The organism is Paenibacillus sp. FSL R7-0179 (genome assembly GCF_038002265.1).
In the GTDB taxonomy this organism is placed as follows: domain Bacteria; phylum Bacillota; class Bacilli; order Paenibacillales; family Paenibacillaceae; genus Paenibacillus_AQ.
Window position 1 is genome coordinate 3,673,584 of record NZ_JBBOCC010000001.1, and the last position, 17,735, is coordinate 3,691,318.

A 17,735-nucleotide genomic window follows, 5' to 3' on the forward strand; every position below is an offset into this window, starting at 1 on the left:
AAGATTAGTACTCCATTACAAATGCGACATTCTGCCATCCGGCGCCAACGGTCCAGAACAGGACCTTGTCTCCACGTTCAAGCTGCCCGGTAGTGACGGCTTTGTGAAGGGCAATGAACGGGCTGCTGGTCGAGGTATAGCCGAACTCATCGCCTATGTAGACTGCGGCCTCAGGGTTAATACCGGTTTTGCCGGAGACAGCCTGGATGTTCGGAAGAGACAGCTGAGAGAAGCAGGCGGCCTTAACCGATTCAGGGGCTATCCCGTTGTTGCTAAGCAGAGTGTTAATCGATTCAGAAGCGGCATCCACACAGATGGAATCATCGAACGGAATGAACTTCACATTGAACTCTCCTGCAGCAACACCGGTGCGTCCAAGCTTAGCCAGACCTTCTGCCGGGAACAAAGAGTTGCCGTACACGCAGGTGTCAGTCTGGTAGATCGAGTCAATGAAGCCGACCGAATGCTCATCGCGCTCCAGAATGACCGCAGCAGCGGCATCACCAAAGTTCGCGTAATACACGGGATCATTCTTGTCCGCATGCGGCGCCACGTAATCGGAGCCGATGACCAGGGCGCGGCGAATTCTCGGGTTCGCCATCATCTGGCGGCTGACCTGCTCAACCGAGGCAGTCATTCCGGCACAGTTGGCATTGCTGTCAATACAGATGGTATGCGAAGCCCCGTTAATCAGGCGGTGGATCATCAATGAGTTCGTAGGAAATATATATTCAGGGGTCTGGCTTGCATAAGCGATCAGGTCAATGTCAGGGCCGGTAAGACCGGTCTTCTCCAGAACATTACTTGCGGCTTCAAAAGCCATTGTCAGGGAGTTCTCATCCGGGCTGTCGATGCTGTAGCGGTTTTCACGGCCCAGAGTGGCCAACAGTCCGCGGATATCAATACCTTTGTCATCAAAATGCTGAATGAAAAACTCATTGCCGATTCTTTTGTCCGGATGGTAGATATCAATGTCCTTAATGCGAATCCCTGCCATAGTACAGACCTCCTAAAGTTTTGTTAGCTATGCCTCTCACGAATGTGCTTCTTACAAAACTCTCTCCAGCATTAGCAGCCGTTACAATGAATGAATAGGTGCGTTTCACGCGGCTGATTTTAGTTTAAATTGTATTTATTAAGCTTGTACGGTTGAAGTGATTTCCAGGTTCTCAAGTCCGGCTTTGCGTCCCAGGCGTGCCAGCTGCATTTTGAGGATCGGGTTATTTTCCAGGGTCAGACTCACCTTCTGGAAGCCGTCAGCCTTGAACATGATGAAGCAGCCTTCAAGCAGCGGTACAACATCAGGAGCCGTTACATTCAGCTTGCGGCAGTCGATTTCTAATGCATATTCAGCAGGGCTGATCGGGTTAATGGTCTGCTGGTAAGCCTGTATAGATTTGAGTCCGTCCTCGTTAGAAAAGGTTCCCTCCAGCTCAATATTGATTACTTTCTTCGCAGTGTCTGTCTTCAGAATAAATTGTCCCATGTTGATCTCTCCCTAAGTGTAATTTGTAATACCTCCAAACCATCATTCCAGCGACTCCATTCGACAAAATCGCATTTGATTTGGGATATTTTGCCTTCATTATAACCAGATCATGTTGAAATGTGCAATCAAAAGTCGAAAATTGTAGATTTATGAAGATTTTTCTTTAATCTCTTCCAGGGTATCCAGCAGCACATTAAAGGCCGAAATCACCCGGGGGGCACCAACGCAAGGAGTGAGATGCAGCAGCACCCCCTTAATCTGATCGACGGTCATGCCAACGCGAAGTGCCATTACATAATGAACCCCTAGCTGCTCATATTGCCCCATCGTAATCAGAGACGAGATCACCGCGATCTCCTTCCAGTCAGAGCCAATCGTGGTCCGCTGAAAAATATCACCATAGGCATTGCCCATAATATACTCGGCTAATTCCGGAAAATGCTCTTTAATCGGAGCCAGGGCTTTGGCCCCGTAATCTCCTGAGAGATCAGTGAAATGTTCGAGTCCGCTGTTCTTGTTCATGCTTTTGGCCTCCTGATAGTAGGTTAGAAAAAGTATGCGAATGCGGCTTCTTACGTAAGATCCAGCGTGCGGTGAGCCGTAGGAGGCATCTCATCACGGTCAGTCAGCAGCTCAATGACAGAGGTCTTGTTAAGTGCGATAGCCTCGCGGATTGCGGCGGCGAACTCCTCCTGCGTCTCACAGCGGAAGCCGGCTGCACCCAGCGATTCGGCGAATTTCACAGCATCCATCGGAACCTCGAAGATCGTACCGTCAATCCGGCCGGTCGTTTTCTCCATGCCCTTGAGCGCCATATCCAGCTGCATATTGTTCACCACGATGAAAATCACCGGAATATCCTTGCAAACGGCCGTGTTTACTTCAGCTCCTAGCATCATAAAACAGCCGTCACCGGTTATACAGAGGACGGTCTCCCCGGGAGAGGCTGCCTTGGCGCCGATGGCCATGCCAATTGAATTGCCCATGCAGGCAAAGTAGGCATCGAATATGAAGCTGCCGGGCCTGCGGACATTGAACCATTTCACCGCATTGAAGCCATGGCTGCCATCATCTACGAACACGCTGCTGTTGTAGGGGATTAGTTCGCTCATCGTGCTCATTACCGAAGCCAGAGATAGTCCCGCCAGCACGGGCAGCTCGTCATTGTAATCATTGGAGATAGTAATTTCATGCTTGGTGACTGTTGAGGGGTCCAGCTTCTGAAGATACAGCGCCAGGTTGTCCCTTAAGTCTCCGCCGACAGCGATGGTGGACGAGGTGAGGATTTTGCCGACAAAGGTTGGATCTACGTCGAACTGAATCAGCTGTTGCGGATGATTCTCCGGCTTCAGGTTGCAGATGGTCATGTCGCTGAGACGGGAGCCCAGAACAATGAACAGGTCGCTGTTGTTCAGCAATTCATCGCCGTGCGACGAGCCTCCAACACCGACAGGACCGTGATAGAGAGGGTGATCATAAGCTATGGCGCCTTTGCCGCCTGGAGAGGTGACTACAGGAATGTTGAAGGTTTCGGCCAACTGCACCAGTTCCTGATGCGCCCCGGAGCGGTTAACGCCTTTACCGGCAATGATCAGAGGGCGGGCGGATTGATTAATCGCCGAGATGACCCGGTCATAGTTCTGATAACTGACCAGTCCCTCGCGCTGCGGCAGAACAATCCGGCATTCCGCGAGCCGCTCTGTCTGCACATCAAACGGAATGCAGAGATGGACCGGACCTTTCCGGTCACCGAGGGCGATGGATAGGGCATGGTTGAAAATCGTGCTGAAGTGATCGCCGCGTTCTACGAGCTTGCTGAAGAGGGTGGCCGGCCGGAACATATCCGCCAAATCAGCCAGATAGGAAGTGGAATCCTGACATTGGGGAATGCCCAGCTCCTTGATGGACTGATGGCCGGTGATGAAGAGGACGGGAAGATTATTGGCCTTGGCATGCGCTGCTGCGGTGAGCAGATTCGTTCCGCCCGGACCGGAGGTGCCGAAGGCTACCCCGAGGCTGCCGGTCTTAAGAGCGTAACCGCCGGCGGCGAAGCCGGAGCTGGATTCGTGCCGGCCGGGGATGAACTCTATGCCATAGTCGACCATTTTCAAAGCGATGGGGCAAATAGACTTGCCTATGATACCAAAAGAATGAGTGACTCCCAAATTACGTAAAGCTTCCGCCATATAATCTGCAACTGTCTTCAGAACATCCACCCCGCATGTTGTTATTTGTATAAGTCAGCAATAGAAAACCTGTACTCAACATTGGAGCACAGGTCTGTTGCACGAATCACCATAATCAAACGCGAAACCTAAGGCGTTCACAGTTTTTCAGCAACCTGGCTGTCATGATCCCACTTTAGAAATGAGACTGTAGATCCATGGCTTTGCGTCATTCCCTTTCGGTGAATTTTGCCGGTATGCGGTTATAAATCAATCTGTGGAGAATTTTCCTTTACAATATATTCCTTGCTGCTCTTTTGTCAATAACCCCTGTGAGAAGAAACTCGGAATTTGCCGAATATTCAGGAATAAAAAGGGCTGAATATTTGGAATTTCAAACTTTTGAAAATGGTTGTCCCTGGAAGACTAAAGTCTTAAAATGCAAATGAGAATTCTGGGCTATTATTATTAATAGTAAGTACAAAGACTTATTGCAATCCTGAGTTACTGCAAAATGTTAAGAATTCACTAGATATACAGCACTTAAAGATTCGATGATAGGACTTAAGTAATGGACAGGTGAGATGTTGGCTTATAGACAAGCTAAGACAATAGAACGACTATAGTAAAGAAGTGCAAAGCATGCTTTTTACCCTTATGCACAATTTCAACAATTTGTGAATATTACATAACAATCTTAGTTTAGCCAGAGAAAAAGAGACACCACCCGCAGAAAATCCCGCAGGCGTGTCTCTTTGTACCGAAGCTAGAATTTGAAAATATGAATCGTTTTTTGCAGATTAAAGACGGCGGAGGTCATCTTCTCTGTCTCCTCAGCCACGGATTGCAGCGCGTGAATCTGTTCGTTCATTGCGGCAGATACCTCTTCGGTCCCTGCGGCGGTCTCCTGGGTGATGGCTGAGATATTCTCGATCGCGCCGGAGATCTTGAGCGCGCTCTCCAGCATAAGGTCACTCTCTGCGGAGAAGGAAGCGATCTGCTCGGTTATGTATTGGACACTATGCACAATTTGAGCAAAGATGTTAGCCGTTTCCGTTATCATTTCATTCTGTACCTGAACGACCTCTTCGTTAATGGCGATATTATCGATGGCCTGCTTGATATCCGCTTCAATGCTGCGGACCAGTCCGAACACCTCTTTGGTGGAAGCGGTGGATTCCTCGGCCAGCTTGCGGACCTCCTGGGCAACAACTGCGAACCCGCGGCCATGCTCACCTGCACGGGCAGCTTCAATGGAAGCATTGAGCGACAGCAGATTGGTCTGTTCGGCAATTTCGGTAATTGTCTTGGTTATCATCGTAATGCCGCGTGCGTTCTGTGATAGGGCTTCGATCGTATCCGCCACCTTTTGGGTAGCCTGGATGTTCTTACGCATGCCTTCGGCTTGGGTATCCACGGATTGCCGTCCCTGTTCAACCAATTCCAGCGTATGTACAGATCTTCTATTCATTTCTTTAGTTGAGTTCGTATAATTGGAGACTTTGATTTCGATATCCTTGATCGATTCGGTCATATCAGCGATATCCACCGAGATTTCGTTAGCACCCAGAGCCAGCTCATTGGAGGAGGAGGCCACCTGAGCCATTACAAATTTCAGGTTCTGATTCTTGTCTTCAATCCCGCGGCTGGCGTCCATAACCTGACGGGTAATCTGTGAGGCATCGGTGAGGATTTTTTTGAGCTTGTCAATCATGGTGTTGAACGAGCGGCTAATGTCACCCATCGAGCCATTCTCGTCGGCACGGCTGGTGAAGTCGCCTTTGGCAATCGTGTGCGTCACATTGGAGATATCCTCAAATGAAGATGTAAGCGTTCTCTCAATGAAGCGCGCAAGCGGGTAAGTCAGCGCTGCCAGGACGGCGACAAGAATAATGCCGATGAGCAGCCTGTCCATCAGTATTAGTGTGATTAAGACAGGGACAGCGAATAAAGCGGCAACCAGGTAACATCCGGTGACGATTTTTTGTTTCAATGGAAGCTTGTTCATCCAGTCCATAATGTAGAGTCCCCCTATAAATAATAATGTGTATTGTAATATTATAGGGGATACTAGTGCATTTGGTCTATTATTAAAAATCGTATAATGCTGCCGCTTCACGCAGAGCTGAAGCAACCGTATCCGCAAGCTCAGGCGGTGCCGTTACCTTGATGCCCTGACCCAGGGACAGGATGATCCGGCTCGCAGACTCCGGCGTGTTGAACTCGGCCTCGGCCCTAATCCAGCCTGGGGCCTCAGAAGGCTCCTGGTGCATCAGGGTGACGTAACGCTCCTTCTGCAGCTCTTTCATTGTGCGGTCCCTGACAAGCAGGCTGGCGGGGTACCGGGGCAAGGCAGACTTGAACGCAGCGGTGGAGGTCTCCCAGTACTCAGACAGGACGAAATCCTCCGGCCGCTCAAAGGACTCCTCTGTGACTTTGGCCTCAGTGATTCTGGAGACCCGGTATGTCCTCAGCTCACTGTCATGTCCGGCGGCCAAATACCAGACGCCGCGCTTGACTACAAGCCCCAGCGGTGCAACCAGCCGCTCGGCAGCGTCCTCCCCGCGCAGATAGGTGATGATCACCTTGCGGTTCTCCCATAAGGCTCCCTGCAAAGCGGGCAGGCAGGGATAGGTCTCCCCAGAGGGATGCCACCCGGCTCCGTCGATGTGAATCCGCTGGCTGAGGAAGCTGAAGGGGGTGAGGGGCTGCCTGGTAGCAGCGGCCTGCAGCTTGCGGGATGCTGAGGAGAACTCCTCCTGAATGCCCAGCGCGTTCAGAATCGCCGGATCGGCGGGCACCAGCAGCGCGGCAATCTCCTTGGTGTTCATTCCGCTCAGGGAATTCCGGTAGCCTTCAGCCAGCTTCCAGCCGCCTTCCCGGCCGCGCTCCGCCAGCACGGGGATGCCGGAGAAGCTGAGTGCCTCCATATCCCGGAAGACTGTACGCTCCGATACCTCCAGCGTTTGTGCCAGCTCCTTGGAGCTGATTTTCCCGCGGCTCTGTAAAAGTTGAACAATAGTGATCAGGCGATCCGCTCTCATTCTGCTGCCTCCCTAAATGTATTATTTATATATGTCAGTGGTTGTCATGTATAAGGTATATATTAGACAAGAGTACGGATTAGCGCAAATGATCTTCTAATCCGGGCATGATAGACGAAAGGGAGCGGATCAAATGACAAATCTGCAAGGGAAAGTGGCATTGGTAACAGGAGGGAGCAGGGGGGCAGGCAGAGGCATTGCGCTGGAGCTGGCGAAGGCAGGCGCCTATGTATACATTACGGGCAGGAATGCCGGTATGCCGCAGGAGGCACAAGCAAGAACGCTTGAAGGGGTGCTGGCTGATATCCGCCGTTCAGGCGGGGATGGAGCGGTGATCCGCTGTGATCATACCAATGACAGTGAGACAGAAGCTGTGATCCGGCAGATTAACGCAGAACAGGGCAGACTGGATATTCTGGTCAATAACGTCTGGGGAGGGAATAGTCTCTCTATCGAAAATGAGCCGTTCTGGAAGCAGCCGGTGCAGCATTGGGATCATATGTTCACTGCCGGGGTCCGGGCGCAGCTGATGACTAATTATTATGCCATACCACTGATGCGCAGGGAAGGAACGGGGGCGGGGAAATTAATCGTTCATACGACCTTCTGGGATGAGTATAAATACACCGGAAACTTCTACTATGATCTGTCCAAAAATGCGCTGGTGCGCATGGCCTACGGATTATCTCTGGAAGTGGCTGCGGACGGCATCGCGGTGATTCCTGTCTCTCCCGGCTGGATGCGGACTGAGCTGGTCCTGGACAGCTTCGGCACAGATGAAGAGCACTGGCAGGAGGAGGAAGGACTAAGGGAGACCGAATCAACAGCCTATATCGGACGGGCAGTTGCAGCGCTTGCTGCCGATCCTGAAGTGATATCCATGACGGGTGTTCCACAGAAGGTAGGGGACCTGGCACGGAAATACGGCTTTACGGACACCGACGGCCGGCAGGTGCCTGCCTACCGGATTTTATAGAAATATAAGAATTACGCAAAAAACACTCTTTGGAAGTGCGCAGCCCTGGGGCCTGCACTCCCGAAGAGTGTTTTACTTTGGAAAAATAAGAATTAGAGCAGAATAATCTCCTCAGCGGTGTTGATCTCCGGCAGTCCGGCCAGCTTCACCAGGACCTCCTTCGGCACACCCTTATCCACAGTCAGGAGCATAATGGCGGCTCCGCCGACGATGGTACGGCCAACCTGCATGGATGCGATATTGACGCCGTTCTCGCCAAGCAGGGTGCCGACGAGTCCGATGATACCCGGCTTATCGTTATGCGAGATGACCAGCTGATGGCCTTCCGGAGCAATATCGACAGGGAACTTGTTGACCTTAACGATACGTTCGCCGTAGCCCTGCAGCAGGGTACCGGCAACCAGACGCTCTTCATCATGCTCAGCCTTGAGTGTTACCGTGATGAGGTTGGTGAAGCCTTTGGTTTTGGAAGCCTTGGTCACCACAACGTTCACATCACGGGTCTTGGCCAGATGCATCGAGTTGACGATGTTCACATCTCCGGCGAAGTGGCGGGTGAGTACACCCTTAACCACATAGCGGGTAAGCGGCTGGGTATCCACATCCGAGAGATCACCGGCATACTCCACATGGATCTCGCGGATCGCTCCATCGGTAATCTGTGTCGCAAAGCTGCCCAGTTTCTCGCCGAGGGTGAAGTACGGCTGCAGCTTGTTCATCACACTAGGTGCAACCGGCGGAATGTTCACCGCGTTGATGAACGGTTCGTTGCGCAGGATATGGAGGACCTGCTCCGATACATCGATCGCCACGTTCTCCTGGGCTTCAATCGTCGAGGCACCCAGATGGGGAGTCACGATAATCTTCGGATGCGTAAGGAACGGGTGGTCTGCTTCAGGCGGCTCCTTCTCGAAGACGTCGAATGCAGCGCCGGCTACAATGCCGCTGTCGATCGCTTCTACGAGCGCCATTTCATCGATGACACCGCCGCGTGCACAGTTGACGATACGCATGCCTTTTTTCATGACTTCGAATTGCGGACGGGAGATCATGTGGCGGGTCTCAGGGGTAAGCGGTGTGTGAACAGTGATGAAGTCTGCACCGCGTACAATGTCGTCTACCGAAGCAAGCTTCACTTCCATCTTCTCTGCACGGTCAGCCGTCAGGAACGGGTCATAGGCCAGGATACTCATGCCGAAGGCTTTGGCGCGCTTGGCCACCTCGCTGCCGATCCGGCCCATGCCGAGCACGCCCAGTGTCTTGCCGCGCAGCTCTACGCCGAGGAAGGTCTTTCTGTCCCATACGCCGGAAATGGTCTTCGCATAGGCTTGAGGAATATGACGGGCCAAGGCCATCATCATGGCAAAAGCATGTTCACAGGTCGTAATGGTGTTGCCGTCCGGAGCGTTGATAACGACTACACCGCGCTGCGTGGCGGACTCCAGCTTGATGTTGTCCACGCCCACTCCGGCCCGGCCGATAACCTTGAGATTAGTACCGGCTGCGATAATTTTGTCCGTTACAGTAGTCTGGCTGCGAACGAGTAAGCCGTCATATTCGCCAATGATTGCAACTAGCTCATCTTCACTTAGTCCTGTTTTCTTGTCTACAGTCACATCGCTTGCGTCCATCAATTGCTGAATGCCCAAATCGCTGATCGGGTCCGATACTAATACTTTAAACATGGTCTCTTGTCCTCCTTCAAATGGGAAAGCTTATTGTATATGCCAAGGATTACCGGTTAAGGAAATCCGCAGTACCAGAACTTACAAGAGCATAATGAACACCTTGACACCGGGGTAACGCGCTGTCGCACAAAAGAAACAGCATGCAGAGCTACCAGATTCATAGGAATATGGCAATAAAAAAACTCCCAACCCCATACTACTGCCGTAGTAAGGGACGAGAGTTGTCGTGGTACCACCCTAATTCACTGCGACGGTTAAGAAGCAGCCTCATTGGCCTGCAAAGGCCACACTGGTAACGGAGTGATCCGATTGTATCTACTCATGTGTTCAATACAATATCTCAGGAGCGCTAAAGATTAATGTCCGTCACCGGTTCTCACCACCCACCGGCTCTCTGAAGACTGCAAGTAATCTTTGTTCCATCATCGGTTTTGCTTGATTAATTTGTCATAATGTAACATGGTGATGCCAAGTGTGTCAATAGGATTCTTCTGCGCGGGTCCGCCTTGAAGTGGACCGTAATTTTCGTTATGATGCAATAACTGGTCCTACTCGTAGAAGAAGGGGAGCTGCGGCATGATTTCCTTGCCGTAATATTGTTCCCGCCACTTGATGAAGTCCTGCTCCTGCACCGCTCCGGTGGAGGTAAGCAGAGTGACGGAAGACTGAATATTATTCAGCTTCAGCGAGCTGGCGGTCCCAGAGTAGATCATATCATCAATCTTGGCAGTGATATCCTGCGGATCATATCCGGCATAGATGCCGCGGTTCAGCATCATATCGGCAATGGAAGCGTTCTTGAGCAAGAACGGCATTTTTTTCCACTGAATGAAAGATATTGTCTTGAGCTCTCCGGACTGCTGCGGAATGGACGAATTAGTCTTAGACCCCCATTTCAGCATAGAATCATAGAAGTTCTTCTGGGCCAGCAGCCCGAATCTCACGGCACTGGTTGTGAAGTTGTCGCTTCTCAGCAATTTGGCGGCTTCGGCGCCGGAAGCACCCGCAGTCACCTTGCCGGAGGCTTGGGAGAAGAGTGTGAGACTTTTAAGAATATTGAGCTGAGATTCATAGAGCATCGGTGAATTAGTGAAGAGTGAATCCTGGGTAACCTTAGCATACTGCTTGTCGGCCAGAATACTCAGATTCTTCAGCGTTGCCGCGTTCTGGCGTGCATCCGTGCTGCGGGCAAGATCACCCACCTGTTCGTTCCAATTGCGCTTGAATTCCCGGTAGGGCAGAAATACGTTATGATAAAAGGTGACAAGATCCTGCTGCTGGTAGGAGCCTGAGAATTCCTGGGCGCTTGGACGGTCCTTCAGCTGTGAATACTTGGCCTCTGTCTTGTCGGCTCCAACCTTGACTCCCGTGAAAAATGAAGCGAATGCGGATATTAAAAAAAACAAAAAACCTAGTGTGTACATCATTTGAGTGCGGGAGGTACGGCTGTTCATGATTAGGTGCTCCTTCGTATAGGTAAATTAACTTATGTAAAAACATTTATAGAACAGGCAGGTTATAATGAAAAAATTCAAATTGGGTGACATCAAAATTAAAAAGGCCGATCCACAGCAGTTAACAGACAAGCTGTTACTCATTAATCTGTACATTACTCAGGGCCTTACCTTATTTATCGGTTTGATATGGATATTATTGCAGAAAAGAAATCCTATTCACATATTAAATTTTCCGGATAGTGTACATTTCGTGTACTGGGGACTTGGCCTGGCGGTTATTATGCTCGCTGTGGACTTCCTGCTGACCCATATTGTTCCTGAAGACAGCATGGATGACGGGGGGATCAACGAGCTGCTGTTCGGCAAACGGCCGCTGTGGCATATTGTGGTCATTTCGGCGGTAGTTGCAGTGTGTGAGGAGCTGCTCTTCCGCGGAGCGATCCAGCATTCCCTTGGGCCGTACTGGACAAGTATACTGTTTGCCGTTATTCATGTCCGTTATCTGCGGCACTGGATTCCAACAGGCTGGGTCTTCCTCAGCAGCTATGGTCTTGGGCTTATTTACATCCATTCGGGCAGTCTGTGGGCACCTATATTGTGCCATTTCCTTATAGATTTGTTCTCCGGTATGGTTATTCGTTACAGGAGGGTATCATGACAGAACAATTAAGCCGGGTAAGGTCCCGCCAGAAACAGCAGAAGAGAGAACAACAGGCTCCGGCCGGAGCAGGCAAACGTCAGCCGGCTTCCGGGGCAGAAGAAGAGCGTGCGGGAAATCCGGTACCGGTGGCAGGGACCCTGTCCAGAAAGGAACGCTTATCCGGGCGCAGGGCTGCCGGGAGGCCGGAGCGTGAAGCGGCACAGCAGGAAGGGGAGCAGACTCCGTCACGTGCGGAGAGCTATCCGTCAGAACGAATCCGGTTCAGCAAAATGTTCATCAATTCGCTGATAGTTGTATTTCTGATGCTGCTGGGCTTCCTGCTGTGGTGGGGAATTAACGGAGCACCGGATCTGGATAGCCTATGGAGTTGACTAGGGTGCTCCTGATTCTGCTTGGTGTGTGTCTTGGGGGAGCAGGGGGGATGGGTCTCCTGATGGTTGCTGCTGCCTTCAAGAAACGGCTGAATCATCAGGATATTGTACTGGAGCGGCTTCCTGCCGTGTTCGACGGCTACCGGATATTGCTCATAACGGATATTCACCGCCGCCGTCTGCCGGAGCCAATGCTGACCCCGCTGCGGGGGAAGGTGGACGCTGTCTTTCTGGGCGGTGATATGACGGAGAAGGGCGCTTCCATAGAACGTCTGCTGGAGAATATGATACTGGCCGCCTCCATTGCGCCTGTGTATGCCGTTCACGGCAATCATGATTACCGGGCAAATATCATGCTGGTGGATAATATCATCCGGGGAAGCGGAGTCAGGCTGCTGGTGGATGAGAACTGCATCATTGAGCGGGACGGTGAGCAGTTTATTCTGACCGGGGTGGATTTTCCGAGGCAGGGCGGCAAAAAGGCCTACGGGCCTCTGCCCGCCCTGCCTGATGCGAATGCAGAAGCACTCCGGATCATCCTCGTGCATGATCCGCTCTGGCTGTCCCGGCAGCAGGAGGTTCCGGCTGATCTGATTCTGGCCGGGCATACCCATGGAGGCCAGGTTGTGCTGCCCTTGATCGGGAACCGGCATACCGATGAGTTCTACCGCCAGTATAATGCGGGGATGTATGAGATCCCACGGAGCTATAATATGGCTCTCCCGCCGCTGAAGATGCTGATCAGCCGGGGGTTCGGCACCGCGCACCTGCCGCTGCGCTGGCGCAGTCCGGCTGAGATGCATGTGCTGACTCTGCGCTGTGGAGGGCAAGGCAACGGTTATTAGGAAATTATGTGATCGATACTTAACACGATATAAAAAACGGCTGCCCACATTTGCGGGACAACCGTTTTTTTTTTGAAGAATTCAGAGCTTAGCGCATTTTCAGCTCAATGCTGCGCGGGTCTACAAAGCTGTAGCCCTTGCTCTCAAGCGTAGTGAGCAGAGTGTCAAGCGCCTCTACCGTCCAAGGCAGCTCATGCATCAGGATATTGCTCCCGGCGTGCAGCTGACCGGTGACATTGCTGACTAGCTTGCCGGTCTTATCCGCATCCTTGGCCTTCATCTCCCAGTCCAGGGAGCCATTGGACCAGGTCATATAGAGCATGCCGTTTGCAGCAGCGATTTTTTTGCCTACGTCACCGCCGGCACCGTGCGGCGGACGGAAGAAGTGAGGGGTCTCACCAGTAATTTCCTTAACGATCTTCTGAACATCTTCAATCTGCTTCTTCACTTCGGCTTCCGGCTTGTCCTTCAGCACAATGTGATCCCAGCTATGATTGCCGAGCACGCCGCCCCGTTTGTGGATCAGCTCCAGCAGCTCGGGATGCTCCTTCACCCGGTAGCCGTTGACGAAGAAGATCGCCTTGGCCTTGTGCTTGTCCAGAGTATCCATCAGCGGATTGATTAATTCAGCTTCCTTCGGCCCGTCGTCGAAGGTCAGCAGGACTACCTTCTTGTTCGTTGCCGGATCATTCGGGACAATATCATAATTCTTGTTCATATGGTACAGCAGCGGCACCTGCGCATCGCTTACTGACGCAGGCGTGGCCTCCGGTGAGGCAGTTGCCTCTGGTGCAGCTGATGCTGTTGCCTCAGGTGTAGAAGAAGCGGCTGTCTCCGCCGTCGCTGTCGCTGCCGCAGGCTGCGGCGTCTTCTCCGCTGCCTGACTGCCTGTGTTTCCGCTGTTGCTGCAAGCTGACAGCAGACAAGCCGCCAGGAGCAGCGTAATTGTTGCTTTACCCACTTTTTTCATCTCGCTTTCTTGTTGTTTGGCTGTATGAGCGGCTACCTTTCCGCGAACACTAAGCATGATTTTACCATACAAGGAGGTTAGAGATATGAATACTTCGTCATTTCTGTGCGGGGTGCTGATTGGTGCAGCCGCCAGTATGATTATGTCCAAAAAACGCAGCGCCATGATGTCTGCCTTACTGCACTCGAACGGTTCTTCCTACAATGCGGGTGACAAGGCCAAGGACAAAATTATGGGGATGGCCATGACCGGCTTCGGCAGCACGGCAGCCGGCAGCAGCCATGAACACTCAGACTCTCATGTATCAGGCGGCGACCATAAAGAGGACTCCCCGTTAAAGTCCAAAGAATCAAATCTGAACATGCTGAAGGATTTCATCCGCACAAATCCTGATGTGAAGCATGAAGTCGAGCAGATTCTCAAAGATACTCATACCGCCATACCGGGTTTGTAACCGGATTTAACCGCTGCAGAATCATTTTGGCGATGCCGGCATCGCTGAAGTGATTCTTTTTTAATATGGCTTTACATATAATGGGCAGCAAATTGGGCTGAATCTATATTTATTTACGTGCATTTGTAGCTTCAAAATGATAACATACGTATATAGTAACCATTTTTGGCTCATTACTCGGGACTCATCATACATTAATATTAAATGAGCTTGCAAAAGGAGGATCCTGTCATGAGAATAGAGCGATTAAGTCAAGATAAGATACGGATTTTCCTCACTTTTGACGACCTGAGCGAGCGGGGCATCCAGAAGGAAGATATGTGGCAGGAGGTTCCCAAGGTGCACGACCTCTTTACGGAAATGATGGATCAGGCATACAGCGAGCTTGGTTTTGATGCTACGGGTCCGCTTGCCGTGGAAGTGTTCGCATTGCCCGCGCAAGGCATGGTCGTTATTGTGACCCGGGGGAAATATGATCACCATCAGTACGGTGGCGCCGGGGAAGATGAATTGCCTGAAGAGATTTATGAAATGGAAGTTACTCTTGAACAAAGCGACTCCATTGTATATGCGTTCCGCGATTTCGAGGTTCTGGTGGAAGCGGCTCATGTGCTCATCGGCAATATTACTTCTCAAGGACAACTGTATTCTTATAATGATAAATGGTACCTCTACTTCGATCCGAAGGAGTTTGAAGAGGCTGCACTGTCAGGGCTGGTAGGTGTGCTCGCTGAATTCGGAGATTCCTCTCCGGTCACTCAGGCTGTTCTGGCTGAATACGGCAAGACCGTTATGGCGGAGAACGCGATTCAGACGCTGTGCAATCATTTTAAACGCCAGGAATAAAGGATAGCGGGAATGGTGCGGTTCCGGCCATACCGCTTTCAGCAGGAATTAGGTTTGAGCGCAAGGGAGGCTATTCGGTGCTTTTGTTATCGGTCATTTCGTCAGCAGTTGCACCGGGACTTGCGCTGCTGACTTTTTTCTATCTGAAAGACAAGTATGATCAGGAACCGCTCCATATGGTGCTTAAGGTGTTCCTGCTTGGCCTGTTGATCGTGCTGCCGGTGATGATTATCCAGAGGGGGCTTGTGCTGGGGCTGGGCGGTGGTCCTTATGTGGACTCCTTTCTGATCTCGGCCGGGGTGGAAGAGGCCCTGAAGTGGTTTGTGCTGTACCATATGATTTACAATCATACCGAATTTGACGAGCCCTATGATGGAATACTATATGCCGTAGCGATTTCGCTCGGCTTCGCAACAATAGAGAATGTAATGTATGCGTGGTACAGCAATGCTTCATTCGGCACCATGATTCTAAGGGCGCTGCTTCCAGTCTCCGGACATGCCATGTTCGGCGTAATTATGGGCTACCATATGGGCAGAGCCAAGTTCTCCGGCGGGCTTAAGACCCGGAAGATTCTGCTGATTTCATTGCTCCTGCCCTGGCTGTGGCATGGAATCTATGATTTTCTGATCGCCACCACAGCTAACTACTGGATCTGGTTTATCGTGCCCCTGATGGCAGTTTTATGGTATAGAGGCATGGGGAAGGTAGCGCGGGCCAACAGCCGTTCCCCGTTTCGCTTTTTGAAGCGTGAGGAAGAGGTTAACCTATAATCGAGATGGACACACTTAATCCTACAGGGCAGTTCCTTAAGGCAAGGAATTCCAGAAAGGAGAGAGAGGTGTCTTTTTTTGCGAGTGAAAGTTCGGATTGTCTGCAAGCAGTGCGGTGAAACCTACATATTAAGAGGGAACAAGGAGCAGGGGGTTGTCCAGACTGGCTTCAAGCAATGTCTGTGCAGCTGTGTAAGCGGCTTTGAAATTGAGGAACGGGCCTGAAGACCGGATTCTTGAAAAAAGTGCATAAGACTTCTCAGTTATTGTCAAACTAACGGCAATAAGCTACTGAAAGGAGCTATGCGGACCTATGTACAAAAGATTAAGTGCCATAATGTTCCCGCTTACCGCACTCTTGCTGCTTGGAGCGCTCGTCTGGGGGTATCAGGAGAATCAGGAGAAGAATTCGATTCTGATCAAGGCGGAGAATCAGTATCAGCGTGCATTCCATGATCTCTCCTTCCATGTGGAGCGGCTTCATGGTGAGCTGGGCAATACGCTTGCGGTGAACACCACCTCTAACGGAATGCACCGCAAGGGACTGGTCAATGTATGGCGGATTACCAGCGAGGCGCAGAACGAAATTAACCAGCTGCCGCTGACGCTGCTCCCGTTCAGTGAGACGGAGGAGTTCCTATCCAAAATCGCTAACTTCTCCTACAAGGCTGCGGTGCGTGACTTCACCAAGAAGCCGCTGACTGAGGGGGAGATGGCGAATCTGAAGACGCTCTACCAGAATTCGTCTGAAATCTCCAGGGACCTGCAGAAGGTTCAGGACAAGGTCATCGGCAAAAAGCTGCGCTGGATGGATGTAGAGACTGCGCTGGCTACAGAGCAGAAGGCCGAAGACAACACGATTATCGACGGGTTCAAAACTGTGGATAAGCGCGTAGCGGCATACCCGGAGCTGGACTACGGCCCTTCGGTTGCAAGCATCTATGATAAACGGTCGGTGAAAAAGCTGGGTGGCAAGCCGGTTACCGCTGACCAAATCAAGGCCAAGGCGATGAAGTTCGCCGGGCTCGGCGGGAAGGCACAGGTGAAGATTCAGGAGAACGGAAAGGGAACTGAGTGGGCCTCTTATACAGCTACTGTGACTTCCGCAGAGCATAAAGAGCCGGTCTCGATGGACTTCACGGCGGAAGGCGGACTGCTGATCTCTTACAATGATAACCGCGAGGTTGGACCGGCCAAAGTATCTATGATGCAAGCTGTGGAGAAGGTGGGTAAGTTCCTGGATAAGAAGGGATATCATGGAATGACTGCAGTCAGTGCGGACCGGTATGATAATCTGGGCAATTTGACCTTCGTCAGCAGCCAGGACGGGGTGCTCATTTATCCCGAGAAAATGACGGTTCGTGTCGGGCTGGATACGGGGGAAGCGGTAGGATTTCAGGCAAGCGACTATGTGAATGAGCATAAGGAAAAGCGCGTGCTGACGAAGCCGAAGCTCTCCCTGGCTGAAGCCAGAGCGATGCTTAACCCCGAGTTCAAGGAGCTGTATAACCGGCTGGCCTGGATCGAGAATGAGGATGCGGTGGAGCTGCTGACATATGAATTCGGCGGCAAAATCAACGGCTCCCAGTTCAGAATTTATCTGAACGCCGATGACGGTAATGAGGAAGCGGTGGAACAGATCCGCACCTCCTCGGGGGCACAGGATAAATAGACTGACCTCCCAAGGGGACGGATAAGCCTGGTTATAATAGAGAAGACGCATTTCCGGAAACGGAGGGCGTCTTTTTTTAATATATAGTATGCCCAGAGGCGCGCATTATCTATTTACTCAAGGTGGATAAGGTATGTGTTGAACCCAATGTATGTCAAAAACAGTATACATTATGCTCGCAAGCAGGCATACGGCTTGAATGTATGTGGAAAACAGTATACATTGTACTCGCCAGCAGGCATGCGGCCTGAATGTATGTCAAAAACAGCATACGTTGTGTTCTTGCAAAGGTAACCTTGTTCATCCATTAGGTTAATTTTGTTT

17 protein-coding genes, 1 riboswitch and 1 other annotated feature are annotated in these 17,735 nt (G+C 51.3%); of the genes, 8 read left to right on the forward strand and 9 right to left on the reverse strand.

The features are described 5' to 3' along the window. Positions 1-4 precede the first annotated feature (4 nt). The 6 genes from MKX63_RS16115 to MKX63_RS16140 all read right to left on the reverse strand — a co-directional run bounded on the left by MKX63_RS16115 (position 5) and on the right by MKX63_RS16140 (position 6,698). On the reverse strand, positions 5-997 hold the full coding sequence (locus MKX63_RS16115; protein ID WP_341018273.1) for a 3-oxoacyl-[acyl-carrier-protein] synthase III C-terminal domain-containing protein: 993 nt from the start codon (positions 995-997) through the stop codon (positions 5-7). Positions 998-1,135: 138 nt separating this feature from the next. Further along, positions 1,136-1,486 carry a hypothetical protein gene (locus MKX63_RS16120; RefSeq protein WP_036727352.1) on the reverse strand — a complete coding sequence of 117 codons (351 nt, stop codon included), beginning with the start codon at positions 1,484-1,486 and terminating at the stop codon, positions 1,136-1,138. A 150-nt stretch (positions 1,487-1,636) separates the two neighbouring features. Next, entirely contained in the window at positions 1,637-2,011 is a 375-nt protein-coding gene (locus MKX63_RS16125) for a carboxymuconolactone decarboxylase family protein (RefSeq protein WP_341018274.1), read from the reverse strand. Positions 2,012-2,061: 50 nt separating this feature from the next. Further along, positions 2,062-3,705: a thiamine pyrophosphate-binding protein gene (locus MKX63_RS16130; RefSeq protein WP_341018275.1), complete on the reverse strand. Its 1,644-nt coding sequence runs from the start codon at positions 3,703-3,705 to the stop codon at positions 2,062-2,064. Positions 3,706-3,821: 116 nt separating this feature from the next. Then, a riboswitch (cyclic di-GMP riboswitch) is annotated at positions 3,822-3,918 on the reverse strand. 502 nt (positions 3,919-4,420) lie between these two features. Further along, the gene (locus MKX63_RS16135) at positions 4,421-5,671 is read right to left on the reverse strand and encodes a methyl-accepting chemotaxis protein (RefSeq protein ID WP_341018276.1); all 1,251 of its coding nucleotides are present in this window, start codon (positions 5,669-5,671) and stop codon (positions 4,421-4,423) included. Positions 5,672-5,744: 73 nt separating this feature from the next. Beyond that, the gene (locus MKX63_RS16140; RefSeq protein ID WP_341018278.1) at positions 5,745-6,698 is read right to left on the reverse strand and encodes a helix-turn-helix transcriptional regulator; all 954 of its coding nucleotides are present in this window, start codon (positions 6,696-6,698) and stop codon (positions 5,745-5,747) included. A 133-nt stretch (positions 6,699-6,831) separates the two neighbouring features. On the opposite strand from MKX63_RS16140, the gene MKX63_RS16145 reads away from it, so the two are divergent. Then, on the forward strand, positions 6,832-7,674 hold the full coding sequence (locus MKX63_RS16145) for an SDR family NAD(P)-dependent oxidoreductase (protein ID WP_341018279.1): 843 nt from the start codon (positions 6,832-6,834) through the stop codon (positions 7,672-7,674). Between the two features lie 92 nt (positions 7,675-7,766). Here MKX63_RS16145 and serA read toward each other — a convergent pair whose 3' ends face one another. Both serA and MKX63_RS16155 read right to left on the reverse strand, forming a co-directional pair. Next, positions 7,767-9,359, reverse strand: coding sequence for a phosphoglycerate dehydrogenase (gene serA / locus MKX63_RS16150; protein ID WP_341018281.1), 1,593 nt, complete (start codon positions 9,357-9,359; stop codon positions 7,767-7,769). A gap of 210 nt (positions 9,360-9,569) precedes the next feature. After that, positions 9,570-9,797 (reverse strand) — a binding site (T-box leader). 113 nt (positions 9,798-9,910) lie between these two features. After that, the gene (locus MKX63_RS16155) at positions 9,911-10,816 is read right to left on the reverse strand and encodes a hypothetical protein (protein ID WP_341018284.1); all 906 of its coding nucleotides are present in this window, start codon (positions 10,814-10,816) and stop codon (positions 9,911-9,913) included. A 67-nt stretch (positions 10,817-10,883) separates the two neighbouring features. Here MKX63_RS16155 and MKX63_RS16160 point away from each other — a divergent pair, with 67 nt between their 5' ends. From MKX63_RS16160 to MKX63_RS16170, 3 genes are read left to right on the forward strand one after another with little or no spacing between them, the layout of a single operon-like run. Beyond that, a complete protein-coding gene (locus tag MKX63_RS16160) occupies positions 10,884-11,477 on the forward strand; it encodes a CPBP family intramembrane glutamic endopeptidase (RefSeq protein WP_036698166.1) in 594 nt (197 codons plus the stop codon). Next, complete coding sequence (locus MKX63_RS16165) at positions 11,474-11,851, forward strand: hypothetical protein (protein WP_341018286.1); 378 nt, start codon at positions 11,474-11,476, stop codon at positions 11,849-11,851. Before MKX63_RS16160 ends, MKX63_RS16165 begins: the two co-directional genes overlap by 4 nt. Then, positions 11,842-12,696 (forward strand): metallophosphoesterase, encoded by an 855-nt coding sequence (locus MKX63_RS16170; protein ID WP_341018288.1) that lies wholly within the window; start codon positions 11,842-11,844, stop codon positions 12,694-12,696. The genes MKX63_RS16165 and MKX63_RS16170 overlap by 10 nt, the downstream gene beginning before the upstream one ends. 88 nt (positions 12,697-12,784) lie before the next feature. Here the strand turns inward: MKX63_RS16170 and MKX63_RS16175 are convergent, their stop codons facing one another. Beyond that, positions 12,785-13,657: a polysaccharide deacetylase family protein gene (locus MKX63_RS16175; protein WP_445323522.1), complete on the reverse strand. Its 873-nt coding sequence runs from the start codon at positions 13,655-13,657 to the stop codon at positions 12,785-12,787. Positions 13,658-13,751: 94 nt separating this feature from the next. Here MKX63_RS16175 and MKX63_RS16180 point away from each other — a divergent pair, with 94 nt between their 5' ends. From MKX63_RS16180 to ypeB, 4 genes are all read left to right on the forward strand, one after another. After that, entirely contained in the window at positions 13,752-14,120 is a 369-nt protein-coding gene (locus MKX63_RS16180) for a hypothetical protein (protein WP_341018291.1), read from the forward strand. Positions 14,121-14,351: 231 nt separating this feature from the next. Continuing rightward, positions 14,352-14,966: a genetic competence negative regulator gene (locus MKX63_RS16185; RefSeq protein ID WP_036698160.1), complete on the forward strand. Its 615-nt coding sequence runs from the start codon at positions 14,352-14,354 to the stop codon at positions 14,964-14,966. Positions 14,967-15,043: 77 nt separating this feature from the next. Beyond that, the gene (gene prsW / locus MKX63_RS16190; RefSeq protein ID WP_341018292.1) at positions 15,044-15,739 is read left to right on the forward strand and encodes a glutamic-type intramembrane protease PrsW; all 696 of its coding nucleotides are present in this window, start codon (positions 15,044-15,046) and stop codon (positions 15,737-15,739) included. A gap of 313 nt (positions 15,740-16,052) precedes the next feature. Then, on the forward strand, positions 16,053-17,411 hold the full coding sequence (ypeB, locus tag MKX63_RS16195; protein ID WP_341018293.1) for a germination protein YpeB: 1,359 nt from the start codon (positions 16,053-16,055) through the stop codon (positions 17,409-17,411). Positions 17,412-17,735: the final 324 nt, after the last annotated feature.

Coding starts and splice junctions, on each gene's coding strand:
- MKX63_RS16120 (WP_036727352.1), bottom strand. CDS start 1,486: ATGGGACAATTTATTCTGAAGACAGACACTGCGAAGAAAGTAATCAAT.
- MKX63_RS16135 (WP_341018276.1), bottom strand. CDS start 5,671: ATGGACTGGATGAACAAGCTTCCATTGAAACAAAAAATCGTCACCGGA.
- MKX63_RS16140 (WP_341018278.1), bottom strand. CDS start 6,698: ATGAGAGCGGATCGCCTGATCACTATTGTTCAACTTTTACAGAGCCGC.
- serA (WP_341018281.1), bottom strand. CDS start 9,359: ATGTTTAAAGTATTAGTATCGGACCCGATCAGCGATTTGGGCATTCAG.
- MKX63_RS16125 (WP_341018274.1), bottom strand. CDS start 2,011: ATGAACAAGAACAGCGGACTCGAACATTTCACTGATCTCTCAGGAGAT.
- MKX63_RS16160 (WP_036698166.1), top strand. CDS start 10,884: ATGAAAAAATTCAAATTGGGTGACATCAAAATTAAAAAGGCCGATCCA.
- MKX63_RS16115 (WP_341018273.1), bottom strand. CDS start 997: ATGGCAGGGATTCGCATTAAGGACATTGATATCTACCATCCGGACAAA.
- MKX63_RS16145 (WP_341018279.1), top strand. CDS start 6,832: ATGACAAATCTGCAAGGGAAAGTGGCATTGGTAACAGGAGGGAGCAGG.
- MKX63_RS16155 (WP_341018284.1), bottom strand. CDS start 10,816: ATGAACAGCCGTACCTCCCGCACTCAAATGATGTACACACTAGGTTTT.
- ypeB (WP_341018293.1), top strand. CDS start 16,053: ATGTACAAAAGATTAAGTGCCATAATGTTCCCGCTTACCGCACTCTTG.
- MKX63_RS16165 (WP_341018286.1), top strand. CDS start 11,474: ATGACAGAACAATTAAGCCGGGTAAGGTCCCGCCAGAAACAGCAGAAG.
- MKX63_RS16180 (WP_341018291.1), top strand. CDS start 13,752: ATGAATACTTCGTCATTTCTGTGCGGGGTGCTGATTGGTGCAGCCGCC.
- MKX63_RS16170 (WP_341018288.1), top strand. CDS start 11,842: ATGGAGTTGACTAGGGTGCTCCTGATTCTGCTTGGTGTGTGTCTTGGG.
- MKX63_RS16185 (WP_036698160.1), top strand. CDS start 14,352: ATGAGAATAGAGCGATTAAGTCAAGATAAGATACGGATTTTCCTCACT.